26 protein-coding genes are annotated in these 22,090 nt (G+C 64.3%); 16 read left to right on the forward strand and 10 right to left on the reverse strand.

All coding sequences use genetic code 11. The features are described from left to right. Positions 1–81 precede the first annotated feature (81 nt). Both NKH19_RS30405 and NKH19_RS30410 read right to left on the reverse strand, forming a co-directional pair. Positions 82–360: an usg protein gene (locus NKH19_RS30405; RefSeq protein WP_352873482.1), complete on the reverse strand. Its 279-nt coding sequence runs from the start codon at positions 358–360 to the stop codon at positions 82–84. Between the two features lie 23 nt (positions 361–383). Then, positions 384–728 (reverse strand): hypothetical protein, encoded by a 345-nt coding sequence (locus NKH19_RS30410; protein WP_352873483.1) that lies wholly within the window; start codon positions 726–728, stop codon positions 384–386. 334 nt (positions 729–1,062) lie between these two features. Here NKH19_RS30410 and NKH19_RS30415 point away from each other — a divergent pair, with 334 nt between their 5' ends. The 11 genes from NKH19_RS30415 to NKH19_RS30465 all read left to right on the forward strand — a co-directional run bounded on the left by NKH19_RS30415 (position 1,063) and on the right by NKH19_RS30465 (position 12,562). Continuing rightward, entirely contained in the window at positions 1,063–1,377 is a 315-nt protein-coding gene (locus NKH19_RS30415; protein WP_352873484.1) for a co-chaperone GroES, read from the forward strand. A 57-nt stretch (positions 1,378–1,434) separates the two neighbouring features. Further along, the gene (gene groL / locus NKH19_RS30420; RefSeq protein WP_352983465.1) at positions 1,435–3,066 is read left to right on the forward strand and encodes a chaperonin GroEL; all 1,632 of its coding nucleotides are present in this window, start codon (positions 1,435–1,437) and stop codon (positions 3,064–3,066) included. Positions 3,067–3,132: 66 nt separating this feature from the next. Then, on the forward strand, positions 3,133–3,357 hold the full coding sequence (locus NKH19_RS30425) for a hypothetical protein (RefSeq protein WP_352873486.1): 225 nt from the start codon (positions 3,133–3,135) through the stop codon (positions 3,355–3,357). A gap of 73 nt (positions 3,358–3,430) precedes the next feature. After that, positions 3,431–4,150, forward strand: coding sequence for a DUF982 domain-containing protein (locus NKH19_RS30430; protein WP_352873487.1), 720 nt, complete (start codon positions 3,431–3,433; stop codon positions 4,148–4,150). 281 nt (positions 4,151–4,431) lie between these two features. Further along, positions 4,432–5,316 (forward strand): AraC family transcriptional regulator, encoded by an 885-nt coding sequence (locus tag NKH19_RS30435; protein ID WP_352873488.1) that lies wholly within the window; start codon positions 4,432–4,434, stop codon positions 5,314–5,316. Between the two features lie 278 nt (positions 5,317–5,594). Further along, positions 5,595–6,659: an ABC transporter substrate-binding protein gene (locus NKH19_RS30440; RefSeq protein WP_352873489.1), complete on the forward strand. Its 1,065-nt coding sequence runs from the start codon at positions 5,595–5,597 to the stop codon at positions 6,657–6,659. A 90-nt stretch (positions 6,660–6,749) separates the two neighbouring features. Continuing rightward, positions 6,750–7,583, forward strand: a complete 834-nt coding sequence (locus NKH19_RS30445; RefSeq protein ID WP_352873490.1) for an ATP-binding cassette domain-containing protein — start codon at positions 6,750–6,752, stop codon at positions 7,581–7,583. After that, a complete protein-coding gene (locus NKH19_RS30450) occupies positions 7,580–8,839 on the forward strand; it encodes a sugar ABC transporter permease (protein ID WP_352873492.1) in 1,260 nt (419 codons plus the stop codon). Before NKH19_RS30445 ends, NKH19_RS30450 begins: the two co-directional genes overlap by 4 nt. Before the next feature lie 22 nt (positions 8,840–8,861). Continuing rightward, positions 8,862–9,590: an SDR family oxidoreductase gene (locus tag NKH19_RS30455; protein ID WP_352873493.1), complete on the forward strand. Its 729-nt coding sequence runs from the start codon at positions 8,862–8,864 to the stop codon at positions 9,588–9,590. 199 nt (positions 9,591–9,789) lie between these two features. Then, positions 9,790–11,391 (forward strand): FGGY-family carbohydrate kinase, encoded by a 1,602-nt coding sequence (locus NKH19_RS30460; RefSeq protein WP_352873494.1) that lies wholly within the window; start codon positions 9,790–9,792, stop codon positions 11,389–11,391. A 139-nt stretch (positions 11,392–11,530) separates the two neighbouring features. Further along, positions 11,531–12,562, forward strand: a complete 1,032-nt coding sequence (locus tag NKH19_RS30465) for a cupin domain-containing protein (protein WP_352873495.1) — start codon at positions 11,531–11,533, stop codon at positions 12,560–12,562. Between the two features lie 18 nt (positions 12,563–12,580). On the opposite strand, the gene dinB is transcribed toward NKH19_RS30465, so the two are convergent. Then, the gene (dinB, locus tag NKH19_RS30470; RefSeq protein ID WP_352873497.1) at positions 12,581–13,828 is read right to left on the reverse strand and encodes a DNA polymerase IV; all 1,248 of its coding nucleotides are present in this window, start codon (positions 13,826–13,828) and stop codon (positions 12,581–12,583) included. Between the two features lie 355 nt (positions 13,829–14,183). Next, the gene (locus tag NKH19_RS30475) at positions 14,184–14,600 is read right to left on the reverse strand and encodes a winged helix-turn-helix transcriptional regulator (protein WP_352873498.1); all 417 of its coding nucleotides are present in this window, start codon (positions 14,598–14,600) and stop codon (positions 14,184–14,186) included. 111 nt (positions 14,601–14,711) lie between these two features. Between NKH19_RS30475 and NKH19_RS30480 the strand changes: the two genes are divergently transcribed. After that, on the forward strand, positions 14,712–15,299 hold the full coding sequence (locus NKH19_RS30480; RefSeq protein WP_352873499.1) for a dihydrofolate reductase family protein: 588 nt from the start codon (positions 14,712–14,714) through the stop codon (positions 15,297–15,299). A 15-nt stretch (positions 15,300–15,314) separates the two neighbouring features. Here the strand turns inward: NKH19_RS30480 and NKH19_RS30485 are convergent, their stop codons facing one another. The 4 genes from NKH19_RS30485 to ada form a co-directional block, all read right to left on the reverse strand. Continuing rightward, a complete protein-coding gene (locus NKH19_RS30485) occupies positions 15,315–16,058 on the reverse strand; it encodes a 2OG-Fe(II) oxygenase (protein WP_352873500.1) in 744 nt (247 codons plus the stop codon). Further along, entirely contained in the window at positions 16,055–16,231 is a 177-nt protein-coding gene (locus tag NKH19_RS33675) for an MGMT family protein (protein ID WP_502911079.1), read from the reverse strand. Before NKH19_RS33675 ends, NKH19_RS30485 begins: the two co-directional genes overlap by 4 nt. Positions 16,232–16,513: 282 nt before the next feature. Continuing rightward, complete coding sequence (locus tag NKH19_RS30495; RefSeq protein WP_352873501.1) at positions 16,514–16,732, reverse strand: hypothetical protein; 219 nt, start codon at positions 16,730–16,732, stop codon at positions 16,514–16,516. Between the two features lie 21 nt (positions 16,733–16,753). After that, positions 16,754–17,884 (reverse strand): bifunctional DNA-binding transcriptional regulator/O6-methylguanine-DNA methyltransferase Ada, encoded by a 1,131-nt coding sequence (gene ada / locus NKH19_RS30500; protein ID WP_352873509.1) that lies wholly within the window; start codon positions 17,882–17,884, stop codon positions 16,754–16,756. A gap of 117 nt (positions 17,885–18,001) precedes the next feature. On the opposite strand from ada, the gene NKH19_RS30505 reads away from it, so the two are divergent. Next, positions 18,002–18,298 carry a type II toxin-antitoxin system HigB family toxin gene (locus NKH19_RS30505; protein ID WP_352873502.1) on the forward strand — a complete coding sequence of 99 codons (297 nt, stop codon included), beginning with the start codon at positions 18,002–18,004 and terminating at the stop codon, positions 18,296–18,298. Beyond that, positions 18,298–18,696 (forward strand): helix-turn-helix domain-containing protein, encoded by a 399-nt coding sequence (locus NKH19_RS30510; protein ID WP_352873503.1) that lies wholly within the window; start codon positions 18,298–18,300, stop codon positions 18,694–18,696. The genes NKH19_RS30505 and NKH19_RS30510 overlap by 1 nt, the downstream gene beginning before the upstream one ends. Positions 18,697–18,740: 44 nt before the next feature. Here the strand turns inward: NKH19_RS30510 and NKH19_RS30515 are convergent, their stop codons facing one another. Continuing rightward, entirely contained in the window at positions 18,741–19,433 is a 693-nt protein-coding gene (locus NKH19_RS30515) for a winged helix-turn-helix transcriptional regulator (RefSeq protein WP_352873504.1), read from the reverse strand. Positions 19,434–19,610: 177 nt separating this feature from the next. Between NKH19_RS30515 and NKH19_RS30520 the strand changes: the two genes are divergently transcribed. Continuing rightward, complete coding sequence (locus NKH19_RS30520) at positions 19,611–19,937, forward strand: DUF1330 domain-containing protein (RefSeq protein ID WP_352873506.1); 327 nt, start codon at positions 19,611–19,613, stop codon at positions 19,935–19,937. A gap of 163 nt (positions 19,938–20,100) precedes the next feature. Continuing rightward, on the forward strand, positions 20,101–20,601 hold the full coding sequence (locus NKH19_RS30525; RefSeq protein WP_502911080.1) for a hypothetical protein: 501 nt from the start codon (positions 20,101–20,103) through the stop codon (positions 20,599–20,601). Positions 20,602–20,683: 82 nt separating this feature from the next. Here NKH19_RS30525 and NKH19_RS30530 read toward each other — a convergent pair whose 3' ends face one another. Further along, positions 20,684–21,661: a phosphatase PAP2 family protein gene (locus tag NKH19_RS30530; protein ID WP_352873508.1), complete on the reverse strand. Its 978-nt coding sequence runs from the start codon at positions 21,659–21,661 to the stop codon at positions 20,684–20,686. Between the last annotated feature and the right edge of the window lie 429 nt (positions 21,662–22,090).

The raw sequence follows: 22,090 nt of genomic DNA on the forward strand, positions 1-22,090 counted from the left end.
CAACCGAACAAGCGCGCCTTAAATTGGCCAAGGCCTATCCAAAGCCAACGGCCAAAGAGTCATAATCCCTGTGCAGAGGTACTAGTGGATGGCGATGATGCCGTCGACGGCCCGCCATTCCGATGGCTGGATGAGCCGGTGGTGGGCGACGCGGACCGAGTGCAGCGGGCCGTCGAGCTCGCGCTCCCAATAATGGAGAAAGCCCTTGAGTTCGGGAAAGGCCGGGGCGAGATCATAGTCCTGCCAGACATAGAGCTGAAGCAAGCTCGGATGGTCGGGCAGGCGATAATGAATCTCTGCCGTGGTCAGGCCATAGCCCTCCATCTGGAGGCGGAATTCCTTGCTGACGCTCGCGACCATTCGTTACTCCTTTCTGTCGGATATCAGGCACCCAGCCTGTCGAAGAGGTGAGGGAATTCGCCGGGCGGCTGAGGTGGCGCCGAGGCGTCGCCGTCGAGCTTGAACAGCGCGTCCATGATCTGGTCGAACGACACCGGTTGCCTGGCGCCCGGTGGTTGGCGCAGTGCCGGCATGGAATAGACGGCGCAGGCATCCGACGCCCAGGAAGACAGGATCGCGCGCTTTTCCAGCAGGTCGAGTGTGTCGTCGCTCAGCACCTCTTCGGGATGGTTGAAATGGCTGGCCGGCTGGAGCAGGCGGTCAAGCGCGAGGTCGGATGTTTCGGCGGCCGGGGTGGAAGTGATCGGTGAATAAGTCTGTCGTTCCATCGATGTGCTCCGTCTGCGAACAACTCCTTGGGAGGGTAAGCGGTTCCGGCGCCCGCGATGGCGCCGGCGGGAGATAATTTGTTGGATGGTGGCAGAAAATTCAAGCGGCGGCCCGGCGCCCCTCGCGAAATAACCCTGCGTTAACAGGCTTTTGGCACTCGCAGTGCTCGAGTGCTAATTTTTTTCGCCGGGCTCTTGAAACCGAAAACCGGCAAAACTAGCTCGATATGCGCCGCGATGCCTGATGAAGGGTCGCAGCGTTCCGCACCGGTCCGATATTGCCGGTTCGGCGCGGAGGAACCGCAAAAATCTGTTTGTCCATGAGGAGAACGACATGGCGTTCCGTCCATTGCATGACCGTATTCTGGTCCGCCGCATCGAAGCCGAGGAGAAGACCTCCGGCGGCATCATCATCCCCGACACCGCCAAGGAAAAACCGCAGGAAGGCGAAGTGCTCGCCGTGGGCCCCGGCGCACGCGACGACGGCGGCAAGCTTGTCGAACTCGACGTCAAGGTCGGCGACCGCATCCTGTTCGGCAAATGGTCCGGCACCGAGATCCGGCTCGACGGTCAGGATCTGCTCATCATGAAGGAAAGCGACGTGATGGGCGTGATCGAGCAGGCCGAGCAAGTGAAGAAGGCTGCATGATGGCTTCTTCGAAATCCAACCAGTCAACGAATGCCGCCGAGATGAAGGAGTGATCCAATGGCTGCCAAAGAGGTGAAATTCCATACCGAAGCGCGCGAGAAGATGCTGCGCGGCGTCGACATCCTCGCCAACGCGGTGAAGGTGACGCTCGGCCCCAAGGGGCGCAACGTCGTTATCGACAAGTCGTTCGGCGCGCCGCGCGTCACCAAGGACGGCGTGACGGTGGCGAAGGAGATCGAACTCGAGGACAAGTTCGAGAACATGGGCGCGCAGATGGTGCGTGAGGTGGCGTCCAAGACCAGTGATATCGCCGGCGACGGCACCACGACGGCGACCGTGCTTGCGCAGGCCATCGTCAAGGAAGGTGCCAGGGCCGTGGCCTTGGGCATGAACCCGATGGACCTGAAGCGCGGCATCGACAAGGCCGTGGAGGCGGTGGTGGCCGAGCTGAAGGCCAATGCCCGCAACGTGACCAGGAACGACGAAATCGCGCAGGTCGGCACCATTTCGGCCAATGGCGATGCCGAGATCGGCCGCTTCCTCGCCCAGGCGATGGAAAAGGTCGGCAATGAAGGGGTGATCACAGTCGAGGAAGCCAAGACCGCCGAGACCGAACTCGAAATTGTCGAAGGCATGCAGTTCGACCGCGGCTATCTCTCGCCCTATTTCATCACCAACCAGGACAAGATGCGCGTAGAGCTCGACGAGCCCTATGTGCTGATCCACGAGAAGAAGCTCTCCAACCTGCAGGCGATGCTGCCCGTGCTCGAAGCCGCGGTGCAGGCTTCCAAGCCGCTGCTGATCATCGCCGAGGACGTCGAGGGCGAGGCGCTGGCGACGCTCGTCGTCAACAAGCTGCGCGGCGGCCTCAAAGTCGCGGCCGTCAAGGCACCGGGCTTCGGTGATCGCCGCAAGGCCATGCTGGAGGATATCGCCATCCTTACCGGCGGCACCGCGATCAGCGAGGATCTCGGCATCAAGCTCGAGAATGTGACGCTGCAGATGCTGGGTCGCGCCAAGAAGGTGGTGATCGAGAAGGAGAACACCACCATTGTCGACGGTGTCGGGCGCAAGGAAGAGATCCAGGGCCGCATTGCCCAGATCAAGGCGCAAATCGAGGAGACGACTTCCGACTATGATCGCGAGAAGCTGCAGGAGCGGCTGGCCAAGCTCGCCGGTGGTGTCGCCGTCATCCGCGTCGGCGGCTCGACGGAGGTCGAGGTCAAGGAGCGCAAGGACCGCGTCGACGACGCATTGCACGCGACTCGCGCCGCGGTGGAGGAGGGCGTGCTGCCCGGCGGCGGCGTTGCGTTGCTGAGGGCCGCCAAGGCGCTCGATGCCGTGCAGACCGACAATGCGGACCAGCGAACCGGAGTCGAGATCGTGCGCCGCGCCATCGAAACGCCGGTCCGCCAGATCGCCGAGAATGCAGGCGCGGAGGGCTCGATCATCGTCGGCAAGCTGCGCGAGAGGAGCGAGTTCGGCTGGGGTTGGAACGCCCAGACAAACGAATTCGGCGATCTCTTCGGCCAGGGCGTGATCGATCCGGCCAAGGTGGTGCGCGCGGCTCTTCAGGACGCGGCATCGGTCGCCGGCCTGCTCGTGACCACCGAAGCGATGGTGGCCGAGAAGCCGAAGAAGGAAGCCGCCACCCCGGCGATGCCGGCCGGCGCCGGTATGGACTTCTGAGGTCGCGGCCAATCCGCCCGCTCCCCGCGGGGAGCGGGCATCAGTCGAAGAAAAGTGGAGGTAGACATGGACGCAATGGCTGGCCTCGGATCCGTACCGGCGCCGACGCATCAGGCAAAGGAATTCCTGGCCTACGAGACCGAATGCAGGAGCGCGCTGCAGCCGCTGCTGGCACGGCTGCTCGACATGGCCGAAACCGCCGGCTGGAACCGGCGTACCGCGGCGTCGACGCTGATGTTCCTTGCCGCGCAGCAGGTGTCGGCGGCCGCCGGGGCATCCGTCGGCGGCTGAATTGGCGATCGCTGTTTAGCGATCTTCGTTCTGTTGCATGCGACGAAAACATTGCTGTTGTGGAGGTGGAGACGTGATTGCGGGCCGGTTGCGTGAATGCCTGAAAATTCTGAGATGGGAGGCGGGCGACCTGGCGGCCGAACTTGGCCGTCCGCAAAGCGAGGTCGCGTCCTGGCTTGATGGCCGCAATCCGTCTCCGCTTGCCGTCGTCGCTTGGCTGGAGGCGCTGGTGAAGGCGCACAGGGCGCTGCCGGCGCCGGGCCGATGCGTTCCGTCGCTCGACGCTGCCAATGTCGGGCCGGCCAAGATCGAACTGACCGGATCGAGCCTGCCAGGACCGAACTGGGCGGCGATCCGGGCGCGATCGGCGGCGCCGAAGCGGCTATTCAATCCTCGATACAAGACGTCCAGCCCCATCCACCCTATCCCCGGCGGGCCGCGCTCTTCGGTCTTCGGTCCGCCGCAGGTCCTGCACAATCGAGAGGAGGCACAAGCCATGAATCGCGGGCGGTTTGAGGAACCGGTCACCCTTCTGGTCGGAATGGGTTTTCCGAGGAAGATCGACAGCGTGATGGAAGCCTATGCCCTGCTTCAGGACTGGCCGACCGCTAGCCGCAACGGCGCTCATGCCGTCGCGCTCAACGCTTGCAAGGCCGGCATCGCCGGTGAGATCGACCCGGAGACGGTGCGGGCCACCCTGGTCACCTTCGCGCGCCGCAACGACATACTCGTGCCGGATATGGTGTCGCCGCCCGCAGCGGTAGCGAATGGTGCGCTGCACGAGGTGAGGTGACGACGACGCATGACCGATCCGGGCGTTGCCGATGGTTCGAAGAAACCGTCAGCCATGGGCTCCGGGTGCCTTGGCGGCTTTACAGCCGGAGGCATCTTTCCCAGCAGCCGTTCTCTTGACCACAAAAACGTCAAAAAAGTATCGGTCAGATGGACAGACCGTGGTGGCGGCGGCAGGGATTGCCGCCTAAGCTTTGATCACTGCAGAGAGCGGCATACGCGGCCTGCGGAGAGGACACTGCAACTGGTCGCATGACTGGACCGGTGTCGGGAGGAACAGGCATGAATCCGGACTTGGAAGTCGTCCAGATCAGACACGGTGAGTCGTTCAAGGCGTGGGCTCACGGCTATCCCTTCCGCACCGTGCGTTGGCACTTCCACCCCGAATACGAGATCCACCTGGTCGTCGCCACCACCGGCCGCTACTTCGTGGGCGACTTTATCGGTGAGTTCGAGCCGGGCAATCTGGTGCTCACCGGCCCCAATCTGCCGCACAACTGGGTCAGCGACGTGCCGCCGGGCGAAAGCGTGCCGCTACGCGGACGTGTCGTCCAGTTCTCGGAAGCATTCATCGCCGAATCGACGGCGGCCCTTCCCGAACTCGCCGCCTGCGCCGGTATCCTGGAAATCAGCCGTCGCGGCGCGCTGTTCTCGCCGGCGACGGCCGAGCTTGCCGCACCGCTGCTTGCCGAACTGGTCGAGGCGCAGGGCGTGCGCCGCCTCTCGCTGTTCATGGGCGTGCTGGACATTTTGAGCCGAGCCAGCGATGTGCGCACGCTGACCAGCGCCGGTTATCTTCCCGATCCCTCCGGTTTCATGTCGGCGGGCATCAACAAGGCGCTGGCCTACATCAATGGGCATTTGACCGAGCCGTTCAGCGAAGGCGACCTCGCCGAAATCGCCGGGCGCAGCCCCAGCGCGTTTTCGCGCAGCTTCCGTCGCCACACCGGTATGGCGCTGGTGGAATATGTCAACCGGCTGCGCATCAACCTCGCCTGCCAGCTGTTAATGAGCGAAGGCCAGATGTCGATCACCGAGATCTGCTACGCCGCCGGCTACAACAATATCTCGAACTTCAACCGCCGGTTCCTGGCGCAAAAGGGCATGTCGCCTTCGCGTTTCAGGGCGTTGCTGGCGGAAAACATCAATGCGGAGATTGCCGCCTAACAGGGAGGAACCGGGAGGAGCCGAGACTTAGGGAAGGAATAACGCGGTGTGCGCTCAATGCGCCCCGTGCTGGAGATCGCTTGTCCTGAAATCCAGCAATACGGGCTGATCGCCTTCGATCATGCCCAGGAGGATACGTTCGCGGCTGGCTGGGGATCGAGGCAGATCCGTCAGAGAGGCGCAGATCGCACTCCTCGCAACAGTCGGACTTGAAGTCAAGCTGGCGCCACGTGGCGTTCAGGTTTCGTGAAACCATTTTTTGAAACGGAGACATTCGAATGACCAGATTTGCTTGGAAATCGACCAGTGCGGCAGCGCTCGCACTCTCTCTCCTCGGCGGCACGGCCGCCTTTGCCGAGCCCGTCACCGACGCAACCGTCGCCTTCCTCATGCCCGACCAGGCCTCGACCCGCTACGAGCAGCACGATTATCCCGGCTTCGCCGCCGAGATGAAGAAGCTGTGCCCGGGCTGCAAGGTGCTCTACCAGAACGCCGACGCCGACGCCTCGCGCCAGCAGCAGCAGTTCAACTCGGTGATCTCGCAAGGCGCCAAGGCGATCGTGCTCGACCCGGTCGACTCGACCGCCGCCGCCTCGCTGGTCAAGCTGGCGCAGAGCCAGGGCATCAAGGTCATCGCCTATGACCGGCCGATCCCGACGGCACCGGCCGACTTCTATGTCTCGTTCAACAATGAAGGCATCGGCAAGGCCATCGCCGACTCGCTGGTCGAGCACCTGAAGGCGCTGAAGGTCGATCCGGCGACCGGCGGCGTCCTGCAGATCAACGGCTCGCCGACCGACGCGGCGGCAGGCCTGATCAAGAAGGGCATCCACGAAGGTCTCGACAATAGCGGCTACAAAATCCTGGCCGAATACGACACGCCGGAATGGGCTCCGCCGAAGGCGCAGCAGTGGGCCGGCGGCCAGATCACCCGCTTCGGTCCGAAGATCCTCGGCGTGGTCGCGGCCAACGACGGCACCGGTGGCGGCGCCATCGCGGCCTTCAAGGCCGCCGGCGTCGATCCGGTGCCGCCGGTGACCGGCAATGACGCGACGATCGCGGCACTGCAGCTGATCATCGCCGGCGACCAGTACAACACCATCTCCAAGCCGAGCGAGATCGTGGCGGCGGCTGCCGCCAACGTCGCCATCAAGCTGCTTTCGGGCGAGACGCCGAAGGCCGAGATGACGCTGTACGACACGCCCTCGCAGCTGTTCACGCCGGCGGTGGTGACGCAGGAAAACCTGAAGGCCGAGATCATCGACAAGAAGATCAACACCGCGGCCGAACTCTGCGTCGATCGTTACGCGGAAGGCTGCAAGAAGCTGGGCATCGGGAACTGACCGCGACCCTTGCCCGCTCCGCTGTCTGGCCACCCGCGCGGTGGCCAGACAGCGCTCAATCCTCGAACCGGTTTTTGAAAGGTCTCTGGCATGATTGACACCCCGGACGGACCGGTTCCGACAGGCGAGCTGGTGCTCAGCCTGCGCGGCATTTCGAAGCATTTCGGCGCCGTCTCGGCGCTCACCGACATCGATCTCGACGTCCATGCCGGCGAGGTGGTGGCGCTGGTCGGCGACAATGGCGCTGGCAAGTCGACGCTGGTCAAGATCCTTGCCGGCGTGCATCAGCCGAGCTCGGGCAGCATCAGCTATCGCGGCAAGCAGGTGACGCTGGCCGACCCGAGTGCGGCATTGACGCTCGGCATCGCCACCGTGTTCCAGGACCTGGCGCTGTGCGAGAACCTCGACATCGTCGCCAACATTTTCCTCGGCCGCGAGCTCAGCCCGCTGCGGCTGGACGAGGTGGCGATGGAAGTCCGCGCCTGGACGCTGCTCAACGAGCTGTCGGCGCGCATCCCCAGTGTCCGCGAAGTCGTCGCCTCACTGTCGGGCGGCCAGCGCCAGACGGTGGCGATCGCCCGCTCGCTGCTGCTCGAACCCAAGCTCATCTTGCTCGACGAGCCGACGGCGGCGCTCGGTGTGGCGCAGACGGCGGAAGTGCTCAATCTGATCGAGCGGGTGCGCGACCGTGGCCTCGGCGTCGTCATCATCAGCCACAATATGGAAGACGTGCGCGCTGTCGCCGACCGCATCGTCGTGCTGCGGCTTGGCCGCAACAACGGCATCTTCTCCCCCGATGCCTCGAACCAGGAACTGGTCAGCGCCATCACCGGCGCGTCGAACAATTCGGTGTCGCGGCGCGCCGAGCGCAGACAGTCCCAGCAAACTCCCCGGCAGGATCAGACCCAGGAGCCACGCCCATGAACCGCGACGTGCAACAAGCTGCCCCAGTCGCACCGCAGCTCGACCGCGCCGATGTGCGCGTCAAGCATGAGGTCGGCCTAAGCGGCGCCATCCGCAGGTTCTTCGACCGGGTCCGCTCGGGCGATCTCGGCTCGTTGCCAGTGATCGTCGGGCTGGTCATCATCTGGACGGTGTTCGCCAGCATCAACCCGATCTTCCTGTCGAGCAGCAATCTGGTCAATTTGCTGTTCGATTGCTCGACCGTAGGCGTCATCGCGCTCGGCATCGTCTGCGTCCTGATGGTCGGCGAGATCGACCTGTCGGTCGGCTCGATCAGCGGCTTTGCCTCGGCGATGGTCGGCACGCTGTGGGTCAACCAGGGCTGGCCGGTGGCGCTCGCCATCCTCGCCGCTATAGCCGTCGGCGGCTTCATCGGCGCGCTCTACGCGCTGCTGTTCAACCGGCTCGGCATGCCGAGCTTCGTCTCGACGCTGGCTGGCCTGCTGGCGGTGCTTGGCCTGCAGCTCTACATCCTCGGCTCGACCGGCTCGATCAACCTGCCCTACGGCTCGAACCTGGTGAATTTCGGCCAGCTGCTGGTGATGCCGAAGTTCGTTTCCTTCGGACTGGCGGCCTTGCCGGGCATCGTCATGCTGATCGCCGGCCTGCGCACCGTCGCGCGCCGCCGTGCCGCCAATCTCTCGGCGCCGTCGACCGGGGGGCTCATCACGCGGGCGATCGTCATCACGGTCATTCTCGAACTCATCGTCTTCTATCTCAACCAGGCGCGCGGCATTCCGTGGATGTTCGGCCTGTTCGTCGGTCTGGTCATCGCCATGCACTATGCGCTGACGCGGACGAAATGGGGCCGCTCGATGTCGGCGGTCGGCGGCAACCGCGAGGCGGCACGGCGCGCCGGCATCAATGTGCGGCTGATCTATTCCAGCGCCTTCGTGCTGTGCTCGATGCTGGCTGCTTTCGGCGGCGTGCTTTCGGCGGCCCGCCTTGCCTCGGCCAGCCAGCAGGCCGGCACCGGCGACGTCAACCTCAACGCCATCGCGGCGGCCGTCATCGGCGGCACCAGCCTGTTCGGCGGCCGCGGCAGCGCCTATTCGGCACTGCTCGGCATCATCGTCATCCAGTCGATCGCCAGCGGCCTGACACTGCTCGATCTGTCCTCGTCGCTTCGGTACATGATCACCGGCGCCGTGCTTGCCATCGCGGTCATCGTCGACTCGCTGGCACGCCGCTCGCGTGTCTCGCATGGCCGGGCCTGAACCCATCAACAGGAAGCAAGACATGAGCGAAGAACTGTCCGGAAAAGTTGCCGCCGTCACCGGCGCGGCGTCAGGCATCGGCCTCGAATGCGCCAGGCATATGCTGGCCGCCGGCGCCACCGTGGTGCTGGTCGACCGCGCCGAAGCGACGCTGACCAAACTGTGCGCCGAGCTTGGCCCCAAGGCGATCCCGCTGGTAATCGACCTGGTGCAGCCGGCGAGCGTCGCCACCATGATGCCGCAAATCCTGGAGAAGGCCGGCCAGCTCGATATCTTCCATGCCAATGCCGGCGCCTATGTCGGCGGCGAGGTGGCGAACGGCGATCCCGACGTCTGGGACCGCATGCTCAACCTCAACATCAACGCCTGCTTCCGCTCGATCCAGGCGGTGCTGCCGCACATGATCGAACGCAAGACCGGCGACATCATCGTCACCAGCTCGATCGCCGGGTTGGTCCCGGTGGTCTGGGAGCCGATCTACACGGCCTCCAAACACGCCGTGCAGGCCTTCGTCCACACGGTGCGCCGGCAGGTCGCCAAGCATGGCCTGCGCGTCGGCGCCGTGGCGCCGGGTCCGGTGGTGACGGCGCTGGTCGACGACTGGCCGAAGGCCAAGCTCGAGGAAGAACTCGCCGCCGGCGGCCTGATGCAGCCGCGCGAAGTGGCCGAGGCCGTGATGTTCATGCTGACCCGGCCGCGCAACGTGACGATCCGGGATTTGGTGATTTTGCCGCAGAGCAATGATCTCTAAGCGAATAGGGAATAGGGAGTAGCGAATAGGCAGTAGGCAGTAGGCAGCAGGGAAGATGTAGACACAGTCTTACAGGCCGGCTCAAAAACTCTTCGCGCGTCCTATCCCTACTAACTAATCTCCTACTTGCCTACTTGCCTACTTGCCTACTGCCTACTGCCTACTGCCTATTGCCTATTCCCTGAACCGGAGGTTCCCCATGCCCCACTATCTCGGCATCGATGTCGGCACCGGCAGCGCGCGGGCCGGGGTGTTTGACCACACGGGAAACCTGCTTGCCTCGGCCAAGCGGGACATCGAGGTCTGGCGCGAGCCTAGCGATATTGTCGAGCAGTCGAGCAATGATATCTGGCGGGCGGTGTGCACGGCCACCCGTACCGCTGTCGCTGAAGCCGGCATAGCGCCGGAGGCGATCGCCGGCATCGGCTTCGACGCCACCTGTTCGCTGGTGGTGCTGGGCGAGGGCGGCGTGCCGTTGCCGGTTGGCCCGTCCGGCAATGCAGAACGCAACATCATCGTCTGGATGGACCACCGCGCGGTCGAGCAGACGCGCCGCATCAACCGCAGCAGCGAAGCGGTGCTGAATTATGTCGGCGGCGTCATCTCGCCGGAGATGGAAACGCCGAAACTCCTGTGGCTGGCCGAGAACATGCCCGCCACCTTCAACGCCGCCTGGCAGTTCTTGGACCTCGCCGACTTCCTCACCTGGCGGGCGACCGGCAGCCTTGCGCGATCTGTATGCACGGTGGCCTGCAAATGGACGTATCTGGCGCATGAGAGCCGCTGGGACGAGACTTACTTCCGCAAGATCGGCCTCGGCGCCCTTGCGGATGAGGGGTTCGCCCGCATCGGTACCGAGATCGTGCCTGCGGGTGCCGCGCTCGGCGGCGGACTGACCGCGCAGGCGGCAGTGGATCTGGGCCTTGTCCCCGGCACCGCGGTGGCGGCCGGGCTGATCGACGCGCATGCCGGCGGCGTCGGCACGGTCGGCGCGCGTGGCGAGTTCGGCAGTGTTCTGTCGCGCATGGCCTATGTCTTCGGCACCTCGGCCTGCACCATGTCCTCGACCGCCGAGCCGGCCTTCGTCGATGGGGTCTGGGGTCCGTATTTCTCGGCCATGGTGCCGGGCCTGTGGTTGAACGAGGGCGGTCAATCGGCGGCGGGTGCGGCCATCGATCATCTGGTGCGCATGCACCCGGCGGCCGGCGAAGCGACCGCCAAGGCGCAGGCCGAGGGCCTCAGCCTGAGCGCCTGGCTGTCGCTGCAAGCGCAAAGCCGCAACGGGGCCGCGGCAACGCCGGCGCTGGTCGGCGGCATCCATGTGGTGCCGGAATTCCTCGGCAACCGCGCGCCTTTCGCCGATCCGGACGCACGCGCGCTGATTGCCGGGCTCGATCTCGACACCAGCCTCGACAGCCTGGTCGCGCTCTATGTCGCCGGCGTCTGCGGGCTCGGCTACGGCGCTCGCCAGATCGTGCGAGCCGAGCATGACAAGGGCATTGCCGTCGACACCATCGTCGTCAGCGGCGGCGCCGGGCAGAGCCCGCTGGTGCGCCAGCTGCTGGCCGATACGACAGGCATGGTGGTGGTGGCATCGACCTCGCCGGAGCCGGTGCTGCTCGGCTCGGCGATACTGGGCGCGGTCGCCGCCGGAACATACAAGGATGTGGCGGCGGCCATGGCCGGCATGTCGGAACTCGGCGAGGTCTATCATCCCGACGCTACGCTGGCCGGCTGGCATGCCAAGCGCTTCGCCGCGTTCGAGCTGCTGCAGCAGGCCGGCAAGGCCATCCGAGGTTGAAGCGAGCGGCTCCTGTCGGGCTCTGTCAGGAACGTGGCGAACACCGCTTGGCTACGATGTAGGAAGCTGGCAGCTTTGCTCTGTCGTGGACGCTCCTGCGGCTTGCGACGATGGCAGGGCGACAGAACCAGGAGGCCGTATGGCAGACGAAGCGAAAGCGCCCGTGCCATTCGCATCGGATGAGGTGCCGTGGACGGAATGGTCCGATGTGCCGCGCTTCGGCGTGCGCTACCGGCATTTGTCATTGGCCGCTCTCGGCGAAAACCACCATGTCGGCGTGGCGATCGAGGAGTTGCCGGTGGGCAAGCAGACCTCGCCGGCGCATTACCATATCCTCGAGGAAGAGCATGTCTTCATTCTCGAAGGGACGCTCACCGCTTATGTCGGCGACGCCGCCTATGTCATGAAGTCCGGCGACTATATCTGCTTTCCGGCAGGTGCCGCGGCGGGGCATTGCCTCATCAACACAAGCGACGCGCCGTGCCGCTATGTCATCGTCGGCGAGCGCAACCCGAACGACGTGGTCGTCTATACCGCCTCCAACAAGGTGCTGGTGCGCGCGCTGGGCAGCCGCGCGATCTTCGATCTCTCGGCGACCCGCAACTACTGGGACGGCGAGAACACCGGCCTTGCCGCCGGCGATCCGTCGCCGTCGGATGTGACGTCCGATGTCACCAAACCCCCGGCCGCGCCGATCCCGCCGATCGCCAGCGATGCCGTCGAATGGGAGGTCGAGGGTGACGGCCCGCGGTTCGGCGGCCGGTCCAGGCATCTGACCCATGCCGCTCTGGGGCGGCCAGACTACCATGTCGGCGTGCTGATCGAGGCGCCGGCCCCCGGCATGCGCCTGGCGCCCCGGCACTACCACATGCTCGAAGAGGAGCACGCGCTGATCCTGGAAGGGCAGGTGGCGCTGCTGCTTGGCGAGGAGCGCCACGAGATGAAGGCCGGCGACTATGCCTGCTTTCCCGCCGGCCGGCCGGTTGGTCATTCCTTCCTCAACAGCGGCACCGGGCCGTGCCGCTATCTGATGATCGGCGAGCACAATCCCAATGAGGTCTGCGTCTATCCCGATTCCAACAAGATGGGGGTCGACGCCTTGCGCCGGCGCGACGGCATTTTCGACATGGCAGCGGTGCGACGGTACTGGGATGGCGAAGAGACGCAATAGCGCCCGGCTGTCTCCGGCTCACAATTCCTTCTCCGCCAGTTCCCTGAACTCGTCGGGCACCGAGCGCGCTGCTTCCAGCGCCACCGTGCCGTAGCCGACCGCCTGTTTGCCGAAGCGTTCGCGGATCTTGTCGATGGCGCGGTCGGCGTCGAAGCGTGCCAGGCCTTTCCTGGTACCGGGCCGGCGTTTCTCATCGGCGAGGCCGAGGGGCAGTTCGAGCTGCAGCTCGAAGCTTTCCTCGAGATGTGAGACCGAGATCGCGAGCAGGGAGATCAGCTTCTCGTGCGGATGGTCGGCGAGCACGCCGCGCACCAGGTCGCCGGCGATCTCGGCCAGCATGGTTGTCGCCGAGATCGGCTGGTCGAGCGTGATCGAGCGCGTGACGGCGCTGAGATCGGCAAAGCGCACGCGCACGGTCACGGTGCGGCCGGGCCTCGCCTTGGCGCGCAACCGGCTGGCGACACGGTCGGCCAGGTGCAGCAGGGTGGGCACGATGACCCGCGCCACGGCCGGCTTCTGGCCAAGCGCCGATTGCGCGCCGGCCGAGTGCGCCCGGCGCTTCGTCTCCAGCTTGCGCGGGTCGCGGTTCCACGACAGCGCGGCGAGTTTTTCGCCGGCGGCGGGACCGAGCAGCCGCGTCAGCGCGCCGCTGTGGGTCCGGGCCAGCTGGCCGACGGTCTCGACGCCGATCTCGGCCAGCCGCGCCCTGGTCGCCGGGCCGACGCCCCACATCAGCCCGACCGGCAGATCGTGCAGGAAGGCGATCTCGGTGCCGGGCTCGACGACCACCAGCCCGTCGGGCTTGGCGACCTGCGAGGCGATCTTGGCCAGGTGCTTGGTGCGCGCCACGCCGATCGAGATCGGCAGGCCGAGTTCGGCCCGCACGCGGCGGCGGATGGTCGTGGCGATCTCTTCTGGCTGCCCGAACAAATGCGTGCAGCCGGCGACATCGGCAAAGGCCTCGTCGATGGAGATGCGCTCGACCAATGGGGTGAAATCGTCGAGCACCTTGATCGCCGCGTCGCCCAGCCGCTGGTAGTGGTTGAAATTGCCGCCGACGAAGATCAGCTGCGGGCAGAGCTCGCGCGCCTTGCGTCCCGGCATGCCGCCGCGCACGCCGAAGGCGCGCGCCTCGTAGGAGGCAGCGAGCACAACACCGCCACCGACCGCGATCGGCTTGCCGCGCAGCGACGGGTCGAGCAACTGCTCGACCGAGGCGTAGAAGGCGTCGAGATCGGCATGCAGGATGGTGGCTGTCGTTTCCATCCGGCCGCATATCCAACGTTGCTGATAGACCTGAACAAATAGAGAACAAAAGGGGGTGATTTGTCAAGCGGAGAGCGGTTTGCGGAATGCCTGGTGAGGTAATCGCTCTCGGTTCGAATGCGTCGCCAAAACCGCAGCGGTAGCGCTGCCCCTCACCTGCCTGCCGGCATCCTCTCCCCGGAGAGGGGCGCTCTCATCGACGGTTTCGCCAACCACCAGCGTTGCAAAAATGGATGCCGGCGTTGCGGCCAGCCCCCTTCTCCCCGTCACTATACGGGGAGAAGTGCCCGGCAGGGCGATGAGGGGCGGCGGCCACCTTGCAGAGGAGAGTGGTGCTGTTCACGGACCGCGACTACTAGCCAACATGCTCCGCTCGCAACGCCGCCTTCATTCGTTCCAGTTCGGGCTCGCCGCCCGCCGCCAGCTCGTCGGCGATCCGCGCCAGTCTGTCGTCGGCACTACGGTGCTTGCTGCCCCATGCGCCAAGCGTGGCCAGCACGGGCAGCAGGTCGATGCCGGCCTCGGTCAGCCGATAGACAGTCTTCAGCCCATGCGTCGGGTCCTCGCTGCGGGTAAGGATGCCTTCCTGCTGCAGCGTCTGCAGCCGCTCGGCCAGCGTGCGCGACGAGATGCCTTCGTCGGACTGCAGGAATTCGCGAAAATGCTTTTTCCCGGCGAAGACCAGGTCGCGAATGATGAGCAGCGTCCAGCGGTCGCCGAGCAATTCGAGCGACAGGTTGATCGGGCAGCCGGATTTTTCACGGGTCGACATTTCTATGCTTCCATTTTTAAATCGCTTTACTATTGACATCATTTTTACCTTGGGTCAATGGTTCCGAAAGTAAACCAAAGTTCTTTCGAGCCTGACGACCGGGAGACGACAATGAAAAAGCTGATCCTGCAGATGCAGATGTCGGTCGACGGTTTTGTCGGCGCCAATGAGGACCACCGCTGGCAGCTCTGGGGGTGGGGCGACGACATCGGCTGGGACGAGGAGCTGAAGCAGGATTTCAACGCTGTCTTTTCCGGCATCGACACCATCCTGCTCAGCCGCAAGATGGCGGAGGAAGGCTATCTCAGCCATTGGGGCAAGGCAGCGAAGAAGTTTCCGCGCGACCCGTTCTATGCTTTCGCGCAACGCGTCGTCGACGCCCAGAAGGTGGTGCTGAGCGACAAGCTTGAGCAATCGGCGTGGGAGCGCACGAGGCTGGCCAGCGGCGACCTGCCGCGCGAAATCAATACGCTGAAGGCGGGCGAGGGCGGCGACATGGCCGTCTTCGGCGGCGCCGGTTTCGCCTCGGCGCTGATCGCGGCCGGGCTGCTCGACGAGTTCCAGCTGTTCATCAACCCGGCGGTGCTGGGTGCCGGACGCCGCATCTTCGACCAGGGCGGTTTCCAAAACTTGGCGCTGCTCGGCTCGAAGGCCTATGCCTGCGGCTTGGTGATCAACCGCTATGCTCCGGCGGGGTGAGGCGGCTCACGATCTTCACTTCGCATCATGAAAAATGATGCCGACCGTGTGGCGCATGCCTGAGCGCAGCCGGCTGACGCCGTGTCGCAGATTGACGCGGTAATTGCCCTTGGTTCCCTGCACCGGCCGGTTGTGGACGGCGAAGACAACGGCGTCGCCGTGGCGCAGCGGCACCACCTCGACCCGGCTCTGCATGCGCGGCCGCTGTTCGGTCAGCGCGAACTCGCCGCCGGTGAAATCCTGGCCCGGCTCGGAAAGCAGGATCGCCACCTGCAGCGGGAAGGCGAGATCGCCATAGAGGTCCTGGTGCAGGCAGTTGAAGTCGCCAGGCACATATTGCAGCAACAGCGGCGTCGGCCGCGTCTGGCCCGCGGCATGACACTGTTCGAGAAGGGCGGCATGGGTCGCGGGGTAGCGCGTGGCCTGCCCCATGCGCTCATTCCAGCGGTTGGCGACCTCGGCCAGCCTGGGATAGAGCGCGCTGCGCAGGCCGCCGAGCAAGTCCGGCAGGGGATAGCGGAAATAGCGGTACTCGCCCTTGCCGAAGCCGTGCCTGGCCATATGGATGTGGCTGCGGAAATGCTTCTCATCCGAATAGAGGCCGGCGATCCGCCGGCACTCCTGAGGCGACAGCAGCTTTTCGATCACCGCGCAGCCGAAGCCGTCGAGTTCGGCGGCAAGCGCCGGCCAGTCGTAACCGGCGACGCGTGTCTTGGCGGCTTCGACCACGGATGCGGCAACCTTGGCGTGGGCGTTCATATCGTAGCCTCCTTGTCGAGCAAAGCGCGCTTGCGTTCGACGCCCCAGCGGTAGCCGGACAGCGTGCCGTCGGCGCGGACGACGCGGTGGCAGGGAATGCCGACATAGGCGATGGTGTCGAGGGCGGCATGGACGGTCGCCGGTGCGGCTATTTGCGTTTGCATGAGCTTCATTGCCTTTACTCCCTTGTCTGTGCCTGAACTCTACAGAGACGGCTTCCCGCACTCACTCCAGTGCTTGCTTTCAAATTCAAGTCGCCAAGGTAGGTGCTCTATGGCGCCCCCCTCTGTCCTGCCGGACATCTCCCCCACGGGTGGGGAGATCGGCTGTCGCCATGACCTTCGCCAATCTCGAATGTTGCAAGAAGAGAGCCGGCGCCAGAACTGCCAATCTCCCTCCTTGTGGGGGAGATGTCCGGCAGGACAGAGGGGGGCGCCGTAGAGCGCTGACGGTGCTCATGCGACACGGGTGACAGCGAGTTCCCCCAGCAGAAACACCTCACCAGTCAACAGCCTCAGCTCGATGTCGCCTGTCGCGGTCCGGCTCCACTCGGCTCTGCCGTCATCGACAAGCGTGCCGATGGCCACCATCACCCGTGACTTCGCGTCCTGGGCGTGGCGGCTGGTCACCTCGCCGTTGCGGGTCTGGCTGTTCGCATGGCGAGACCTTGCCATCGCGCGCATCGCGGGTCCTCGTCAGGCCCGCGAAGGCCGGTATGTGGGTGTCTTCACCACGTCCGATCCGACAGCCGCCTCACGGTCGAGGAGCGCGCGCTTGCGCTCCGCGCCCCAGGCGTAGCCGGACAGGGCGCCGTCCTTGCGGATCACGCGATGGCAGGGAATGGCGATGGCGAGATTGTTGGCGGCGCAGGCGGCGGCGATGGCGCGGGTCGCCTTTGGCGTGCCGATGCGTTCTGCAATCTCGGCATAGGAGACAGTCTGGCCGACGGGGATGTCCTGCAAGGCCTGCCAGACGCGCTGCTGGAAGGCGGTGCCGCGCACGTCGAGCGGCAGGTCGAGGCCGAGTGCCGGCACTTCCACGAAACCGACGACGCGGGCGACCAGCATCTCATAGTCACGGTCGCCGCCGATCAACCGTGCCTTGGGGAAGCGGTCCTGCAGGTCGCGCACCAGCACGTCGGGATCGTCGCCGAGCAGGATCGAGGCGACGCCTTTTTGGCTCGAGGCGACCAGGAGGGTGCCGAGCGAGGATTCGCCGACGGCGAAGCGGATCTCCTCTTGGGCACCGCCGGCGCGATAGCGCGTCGGCGTCATGCCGAGCATGCCGGTCGATTTCTCGTAGAAGCGTCCGCTCGAATTGAAGCCGGCATCGTAAATCGCCGTCGTCACGCTGGCGCCGTCTTCCAGGCTCTGGCGGACCCTGGCGGCGCGGTGCGCGGCCGCATAGTCCTTCGGCGTCACCCCGGTGACGGCCTTGAAGATGCGGTGGAAGTAGCCGGTGCTGCGGCCGGCGGCATCAGCCAGTTCAGCCAGCGACGGTTCTTCCTCGCTCTGCTCGATCCCGCGGCAGGCGTCGGCGACCATCGCGGCGTTGCCGGCCTCGGGCGACGGGCCATCCGGATTGCAGCGCCGGCACGGGCGAAAGCCGGTCGCCCTGGCCTGTTCCAGCGTGCCGTGCAACCGCACATTCCTGGGGTTGGCGCACCGCGACGGGCAGGAGGGCCGGCAATAGACGCCGGTCGTCGCCACCGAATACCAGAACTCGCCGTCTGCCGATTTGTCGCGCGCGACAATGCGCGCCCATCGCGGATCGTCGGCGACCGGCAGCGGCGCGGATTTCAGATTTTTGGGCAGGGTGATGAACATGGCCGCATTGAAGCCGCCAAAAGCCGGTCCCGCCACCCGTTTCCTGCCAACAGTCAGGAGGTCTTCCCAATCTGGGAATCCTCTTGTTCCCAATCTGGGAATTTGCTATATCTGGCCATGCAGATAATCGCCAAGAAAGCGCTGAAGGATTTTTGGGCCAAACACAATCAGGCCGAAGCTCCTTTGACGGCTTGGTATGTGGCTGTGGGCAATGCCGACTGGAAGACCCCGGCTGACATCAAGAATGCATTTGGAGCGACGGTTGATTTCGTGGGCGACAATCGCGTCATTTTCGATATTGGCGGCAACAAGTACCGCTTGATTGCCCACGTCGCCTACAAGTTTCACCGCGTTCTGATCAAATTCGTCGGGACGCACAAAGAGTATGACAGGATTGATCCGGAGAAGGTGTGATGGAAAACATTCGACCCATTAAGACCGAAGCCGACTACGATTGGGCGATCGCCGAAATCAGCAGGTATTTCGAGAATGAGCCGGAGGTCGGCACTCCCGATGGTGACCGCTTCGACGTTCTCGCAACTCTGATCGAGGCTTATGAGGATGAGCATTATCCGATCGAAGCACCCGATCCCGTTGAAGCTATTCGTTCGCACATGGAACTGTTCAACCTGTCGCGAAAGGCTCTGGCCGAGGTGATCGGATCATCGCCTCGGGCGACCGAGGTGCTGAACAGAAAGCGCGCACTCACCCTGGATATGGTCTTCAAACTGAACAAGGAATGGAACATTCCCGCCGAAGTCCTCGTGCAACCCTATCACCTTGCAAATGACAGGGAGCGCAAGCGCGCCTAAGCTTCGGTCGGGCTCGTGGGCATGTTTGGGGTGTCCCGGCTCTCCTATGCCGCGCGTTTGGGCTCCACGGCGAACGGGCTGAGCCCGAGCCAGGTCTGCATCTTCCTGCCGATGGCCTGGTCGCCGGTCAGGGCAACCTTCGCGCCGGCCTTCTCGACGGTCAGCAATCCCATCCAGATCGCCGTCATCGTGTGCAGGTCGGTCGAGACGTAGAGGTCGACGTCGAAGCCCGGATCGTACCAGCACAGATCGACCTCGCCGTGCTTCTCGACGATCAGCCACCACGACCGTTTGGACGCCGGTAGGTCCTGATACAGAAATTGTATCACCGTGCGCCCCTCGGGCAGCGGCGAGGGGTTCAAATTGCGCCGCATGTCCCACATCAGCAACGACGGATCGAGGTTCTTGAGCGACAGCCGGGACTCGACCCATTTCTGCCCCCAGAAGCCCATCGCCTCGACGACCGGGCGCAAGTCCCGGCCGGCCTCCGTCAGCCGATAGTCGAAGATCCCCTTCTCACCCTGGACCTCCTTGCGCTCGACGATCCCGGCGATCTCGAGCTCCTTCAGCCGTTGCGACAGAAGGGTCGGCGACATTTTGGGGACGCCGCGGCGCAGGTCGTTGAAGCGGGTCGAGCCCGCCACCAGTTCGCGCATCAGCACCATCGTCCAGCGGGTGCACAGCACCTCGGCGGCCATCGATAGCGGGCAGAACTGCTTGTATCCGTGCTGGGTCATGATTGGTGTTTCTCCCTCGATCGTTGGCCGAACATTAGCCCTTCGTGACTGAAGCGGCGAGTACAGAAACTGTACCGGCCTAGTACAGATCGCGGACTGGTTGGCGAGCGGCTTGCCATGCGAGCCCTTTTGCCGGTTGCACGGGATACCCCTGTGCGCCGCAACCAGGAGACTACCATGACCGCTTACGTTATCGCAGACATCAAGATAAGCGACCCGCAGTGGGTGCCGGCCTACGCCGCATCGGTGCACGACCTCGTCCACAAGCATGGCGGCAGGTATCTGTCGCGCAGCGGCAATGTGAAGACGCTTGAAGGCAAGCCGCTCGACACCACGCTGATCGCCCTGATGGCGTTCCCGTCGGAAGCGGCGGCCCGCGCCTTCACCAACGATCCGGCCTATGCGCCCTTCGTTTCGGCCCGTCAGGGCGGCAGCGAAAGCCGTTTCCAGCTGATCGACAACACCGATCTGGCCGGAACGATCCCGTATCTGCCGAAGGGATGACCGGCATCCCTGTCATCGTTTTCGGGATCTCCAAGCAGCAACAGTCACAGCGCTTGCCTGCCGGGCCTCCGTATTTTCGGCGGCCGGCCAGCTGTGCTTTTTCAAGAAGAATGGAATGAAGATGATATCGAATTTTCGCAACAGGCCGAATTTTCGGCTTGCCATGACCGGCGCCATGCTGGCTATCTGCACCACCTTCGCACAGGCGCATCAGGAAGCGGCCGCGCCGGCGTCCGGCCCCAATCCGCTGGCCGACAAGGTGCGAACCGCCAACAGCCGGTTTCTCGACGTCAAGGCTGCTACCTCAGAGGGCTATTCGCCCATTCCCTGCGCCAGCGGCATCACCGGTGGCGCCATGGGCATCCACTATGTCAACGGCCAGTATCTGAAGGACGACAAGATCGACATCGCCCGTCCCGAAGCCGTGATGTACGAGCCGATGGCCGACGGCACGCTGCAACTGGTGGCGGTCGAATACATCACCTCGAAGGGGCCGGCATCGTTGGACGGCCAGCTGTTCAACTTCAACAGCGCGCCCAATCGCTACGGCCTGGGTGAATTCCACGAACTGCATGTCTGGGCCTGGAAGGGCAACCCGACCGGCACTTTCGCCGACATGAATCCGAAAGTGTCATGCGAGCACGTGATGGCGCCCAGCCAGTAAGCGCCGGGCCAGCAAGCAATGAAGCCAGGCGGCGTCAATGCCGCCTGGCCGCGCTCCTCACGGCGTCAGACAGATACGGTCGCTATGACGCTTGATCCGGAACCGCCAATCCGACCTCGGTGATTTCGAGGCTGGCTTGCGGCAAGAGGGAGCGTCCCGTCACGTACCAGAGCAGGGACACGACAAGGATCGAGAGATAGCCATCCACGGCATAGTGCCAGCCGGTGTAAACCGAGCCGAACAGGATGAACGCCGCGAAGGACCAGCCTGCGATGGCCCACCGACGACCGAAGCCTGCCAGGAAGAACGCGTTGAGCGTGGCGATGGCGACGTGCATGCTTGGCATGGCGGAGATGCCGCCGCCCAGTTCCGGGCGGCCACTTTGGTAGGCTGCAAGCAGATAGTCGGCATAGACATGGACCGATGCGCCGTAGCCGTTCCGCGCCAGGGCGGTTCGCAGCCCGGCAAACCGGTCACCGCCGTAGAACTGGTCGTGGAATATCGGGCCGGTGGACGACAGCAGGGTCGCCAGAACGGTGCCGCACAGGATCGTTGTCAGCGCGAACGCCCATAGATAGCGCAAGCGCCTGGCCGGATCGTTCCAGAAGGCGACGAAGAGCACGGTGCCGAACCATTGCACGAGCCAGCCATATCCATAGCCGGCGAAAATGACGACCGAGACCGGTTCGGAAACGACGCTATGCGCCCATGCCCAGGGATCCGTGCCATGCAGCCGAAAATCAAGCTCCGCCAGGGCGCGGTCGGCGTAGAACGGCACGATGTCGGGAATGGCGACCTTCAAGGTGGTGAAGGCGCTGATGCCGAGAAAGAACAAAAGGATCACGGGTGCGGCTGTCAGCCAACGCTGCCCGAGCGTGTCGAAGATGAACCTTGTCGGGGTATGTCGGGCAAATGCCAGCGCCGCCACACCAAGGCCAGCCGCCAGAAGCGCGGGCAGGAAAAAGGCGAACGGCTCGGCATAGGATAGCGCCAGATGCAGGTAGCGATCCGGCCGCAGACAAAAAGCGGTCACGGCATAGATGAGACACAACGCAGTCAACAGCCAACCGCTCCTGATTGTCACGATGTCCAGGTCAAGGATGGCAGTTAAGCGGCTATTATAGCCGCGCTGCCCTGTGTGCGCATTCATCGAAGGACATCCCGCCAGTTGCCCGAAAGACTGTTATGGAGTATTTCGCTGATAAAGTATTACCATTCGGTTACACTCGAATTCAAGTAGATTTTTCTACGTTAGATAGTTATAATTCACAATTTATTGGCAAGGATTCGTTGACGAAGATGTTGCGCCGGCAACGCCCGGGATCGTCGCCGTCGCGCTGCCTTCTTGTCGTCAAGCTCCGATCACGATCGAAAGTGGGGCCGAGGCCCGGGGGGGGGGGGGGCCCGGGGAAAAAAGGGGTGGGGTATGCGGGGGTTTTGGGGGCGCGGTGTGGGGGGGGGGGGGCCCCCGCCGACCGGGCCGGCGACA

Origin of the sequence: Mesorhizobium sp. M1338 (assembly GCF_040318045.1) — a bacterium.
Lineage (GTDB): Bacteria > Pseudomonadota > Alphaproteobacteria > Rhizobiales > Rhizobiaceae > Mesorhizobium.

Bases quoted from the DNA above. Each gene is read 5' to 3' on its own strand.
- NKH19_RS30450 (WP_352873492.1), top strand. From the start codon at position 7,580: ATGAACCGCGACGTGCAACAAGCTGCCCCAGTCGCACCGCAGCTCGAC.
- NKH19_RS30455 (WP_352873493.1), top strand. From the start codon at position 8,862: ATGAGCGAAGAACTGTCCGGAAAAGTTGCCGCCGTCACCGGCGCGGCG.
- NKH19_RS30460 (WP_352873494.1), top strand. From the start codon at position 9,790: ATGCCCCACTATCTCGGCATCGATGTCGGCACCGGCAGCGCGCGGGCC.
- ada (WP_352873509.1), bottom strand. From the start codon at position 17,884: ATGTTCATCACCCTGCCCAAAAATCTGAAATCCGCGCCGCTGCCGGTC.
- NKH19_RS30465 (WP_352873495.1), top strand. From the start codon at position 11,531: ATGGCAGACGAAGCGAAAGCGCCCGTGCCATTCGCATCGGATGAGGTG.
- NKH19_RS30440 (WP_352873489.1), top strand. From the start codon at position 5,595: ATGACCAGATTTGCTTGGAAATCGACCAGTGCGGCAGCGCTCGCACTC.
- NKH19_RS30415 (WP_352873484.1), top strand. From the start codon at position 1,063: ATGGCGTTCCGTCCATTGCATGACCGTATTCTGGTCCGCCGCATCGAA.
- NKH19_RS30525 (WP_502911080.1), top strand. From the start codon at position 20,101: ATGACCGGCGCCATGCTGGCTATCTGCACCACCTTCGCACAGGCGCAT.
- NKH19_RS30480 (WP_352873499.1), top strand. From the start codon at position 14,712: ATGAAAAAGCTGATCCTGCAGATGCAGATGTCGGTCGACGGTTTTGTC.
- dinB (WP_352873497.1), bottom strand. From the start codon at position 13,828: ATGGAAACGACAGCCACCATCCTGCATGCCGATCTCGACGCCTTCTAC.
- NKH19_RS30405 (WP_352873482.1), bottom strand. From the start codon at position 360: ATGGTCGCGAGCGTCAGCAAGGAATTCCGCCTCCAGATGGAGGGCTAT.
- NKH19_RS30475 (WP_352873498.1), bottom strand. From the start codon at position 14,600: ATGTCGACCCGTGAAAAATCCGGCTGCCCGATCAACCTGTCGCTCGAA.
- NKH19_RS30510 (WP_352873503.1), top strand. From the start codon at position 18,298: ATGGAAAACATTCGACCCATTAAGACCGAAGCCGACTACGATTGGGCG.
- NKH19_RS33675 (WP_502911079.1), bottom strand. From the start codon at position 16,231: ATGAAGCTCATGCAAACGCAAATAGCCGCACCGGCGACCGTCCATGCC.
- NKH19_RS30445 (WP_352873490.1), top strand. From the start codon at position 6,750: ATGATTGACACCCCGGACGGACCGGTTCCGACAGGCGAGCTGGTGCTC.
- NKH19_RS30485 (WP_352873500.1), bottom strand. From the start codon at position 16,058: ATGAACGCCCACGCCAAGGTTGCCGCATCCGTGGTCGAAGCCGCCAAG.
- NKH19_RS30515 (WP_352873504.1), bottom strand. From the start codon at position 19,433: ATGACCCAGCACGGATACAAGCAGTTCTGCCCGCTATCGATGGCCGCC.
- NKH19_RS30495 (WP_352873501.1), bottom strand. From the start codon at position 16,732: ATGGCAAGGTCTCGCCATGCGAACAGCCAGACCCGCAACGGCGAGGTG.
- NKH19_RS30505 (WP_352873502.1), top strand. From the start codon at position 18,002: ATGCAGATAATCGCCAAGAAAGCGCTGAAGGATTTTTGGGCCAAACAC.
- NKH19_RS30435 (WP_352873488.1), top strand. From the start codon at position 4,432: ATGAATCCGGACTTGGAAGTCGTCCAGATCAGACACGGTGAGTCGTTC.
- NKH19_RS30520 (WP_352873506.1), top strand. From the start codon at position 19,611: ATGACCGCTTACGTTATCGCAGACATCAAGATAAGCGACCCGCAGTGG.
- NKH19_RS30410 (WP_352873483.1), bottom strand. From the start codon at position 728: ATGGAACGACAGACTTATTCACCGATCACTTCCACCCCGGCCGCCGAA.
- groL (WP_352983465.1), top strand. From the start codon at position 1,435: ATGGCTGCCAAAGAGGTGAAATTCCATACCGAAGCGCGCGAGAAGATG.
- NKH19_RS30425 (WP_352873486.1), top strand. From the start codon at position 3,133: ATGGACGCAATGGCTGGCCTCGGATCCGTACCGGCGCCGACGCATCAG.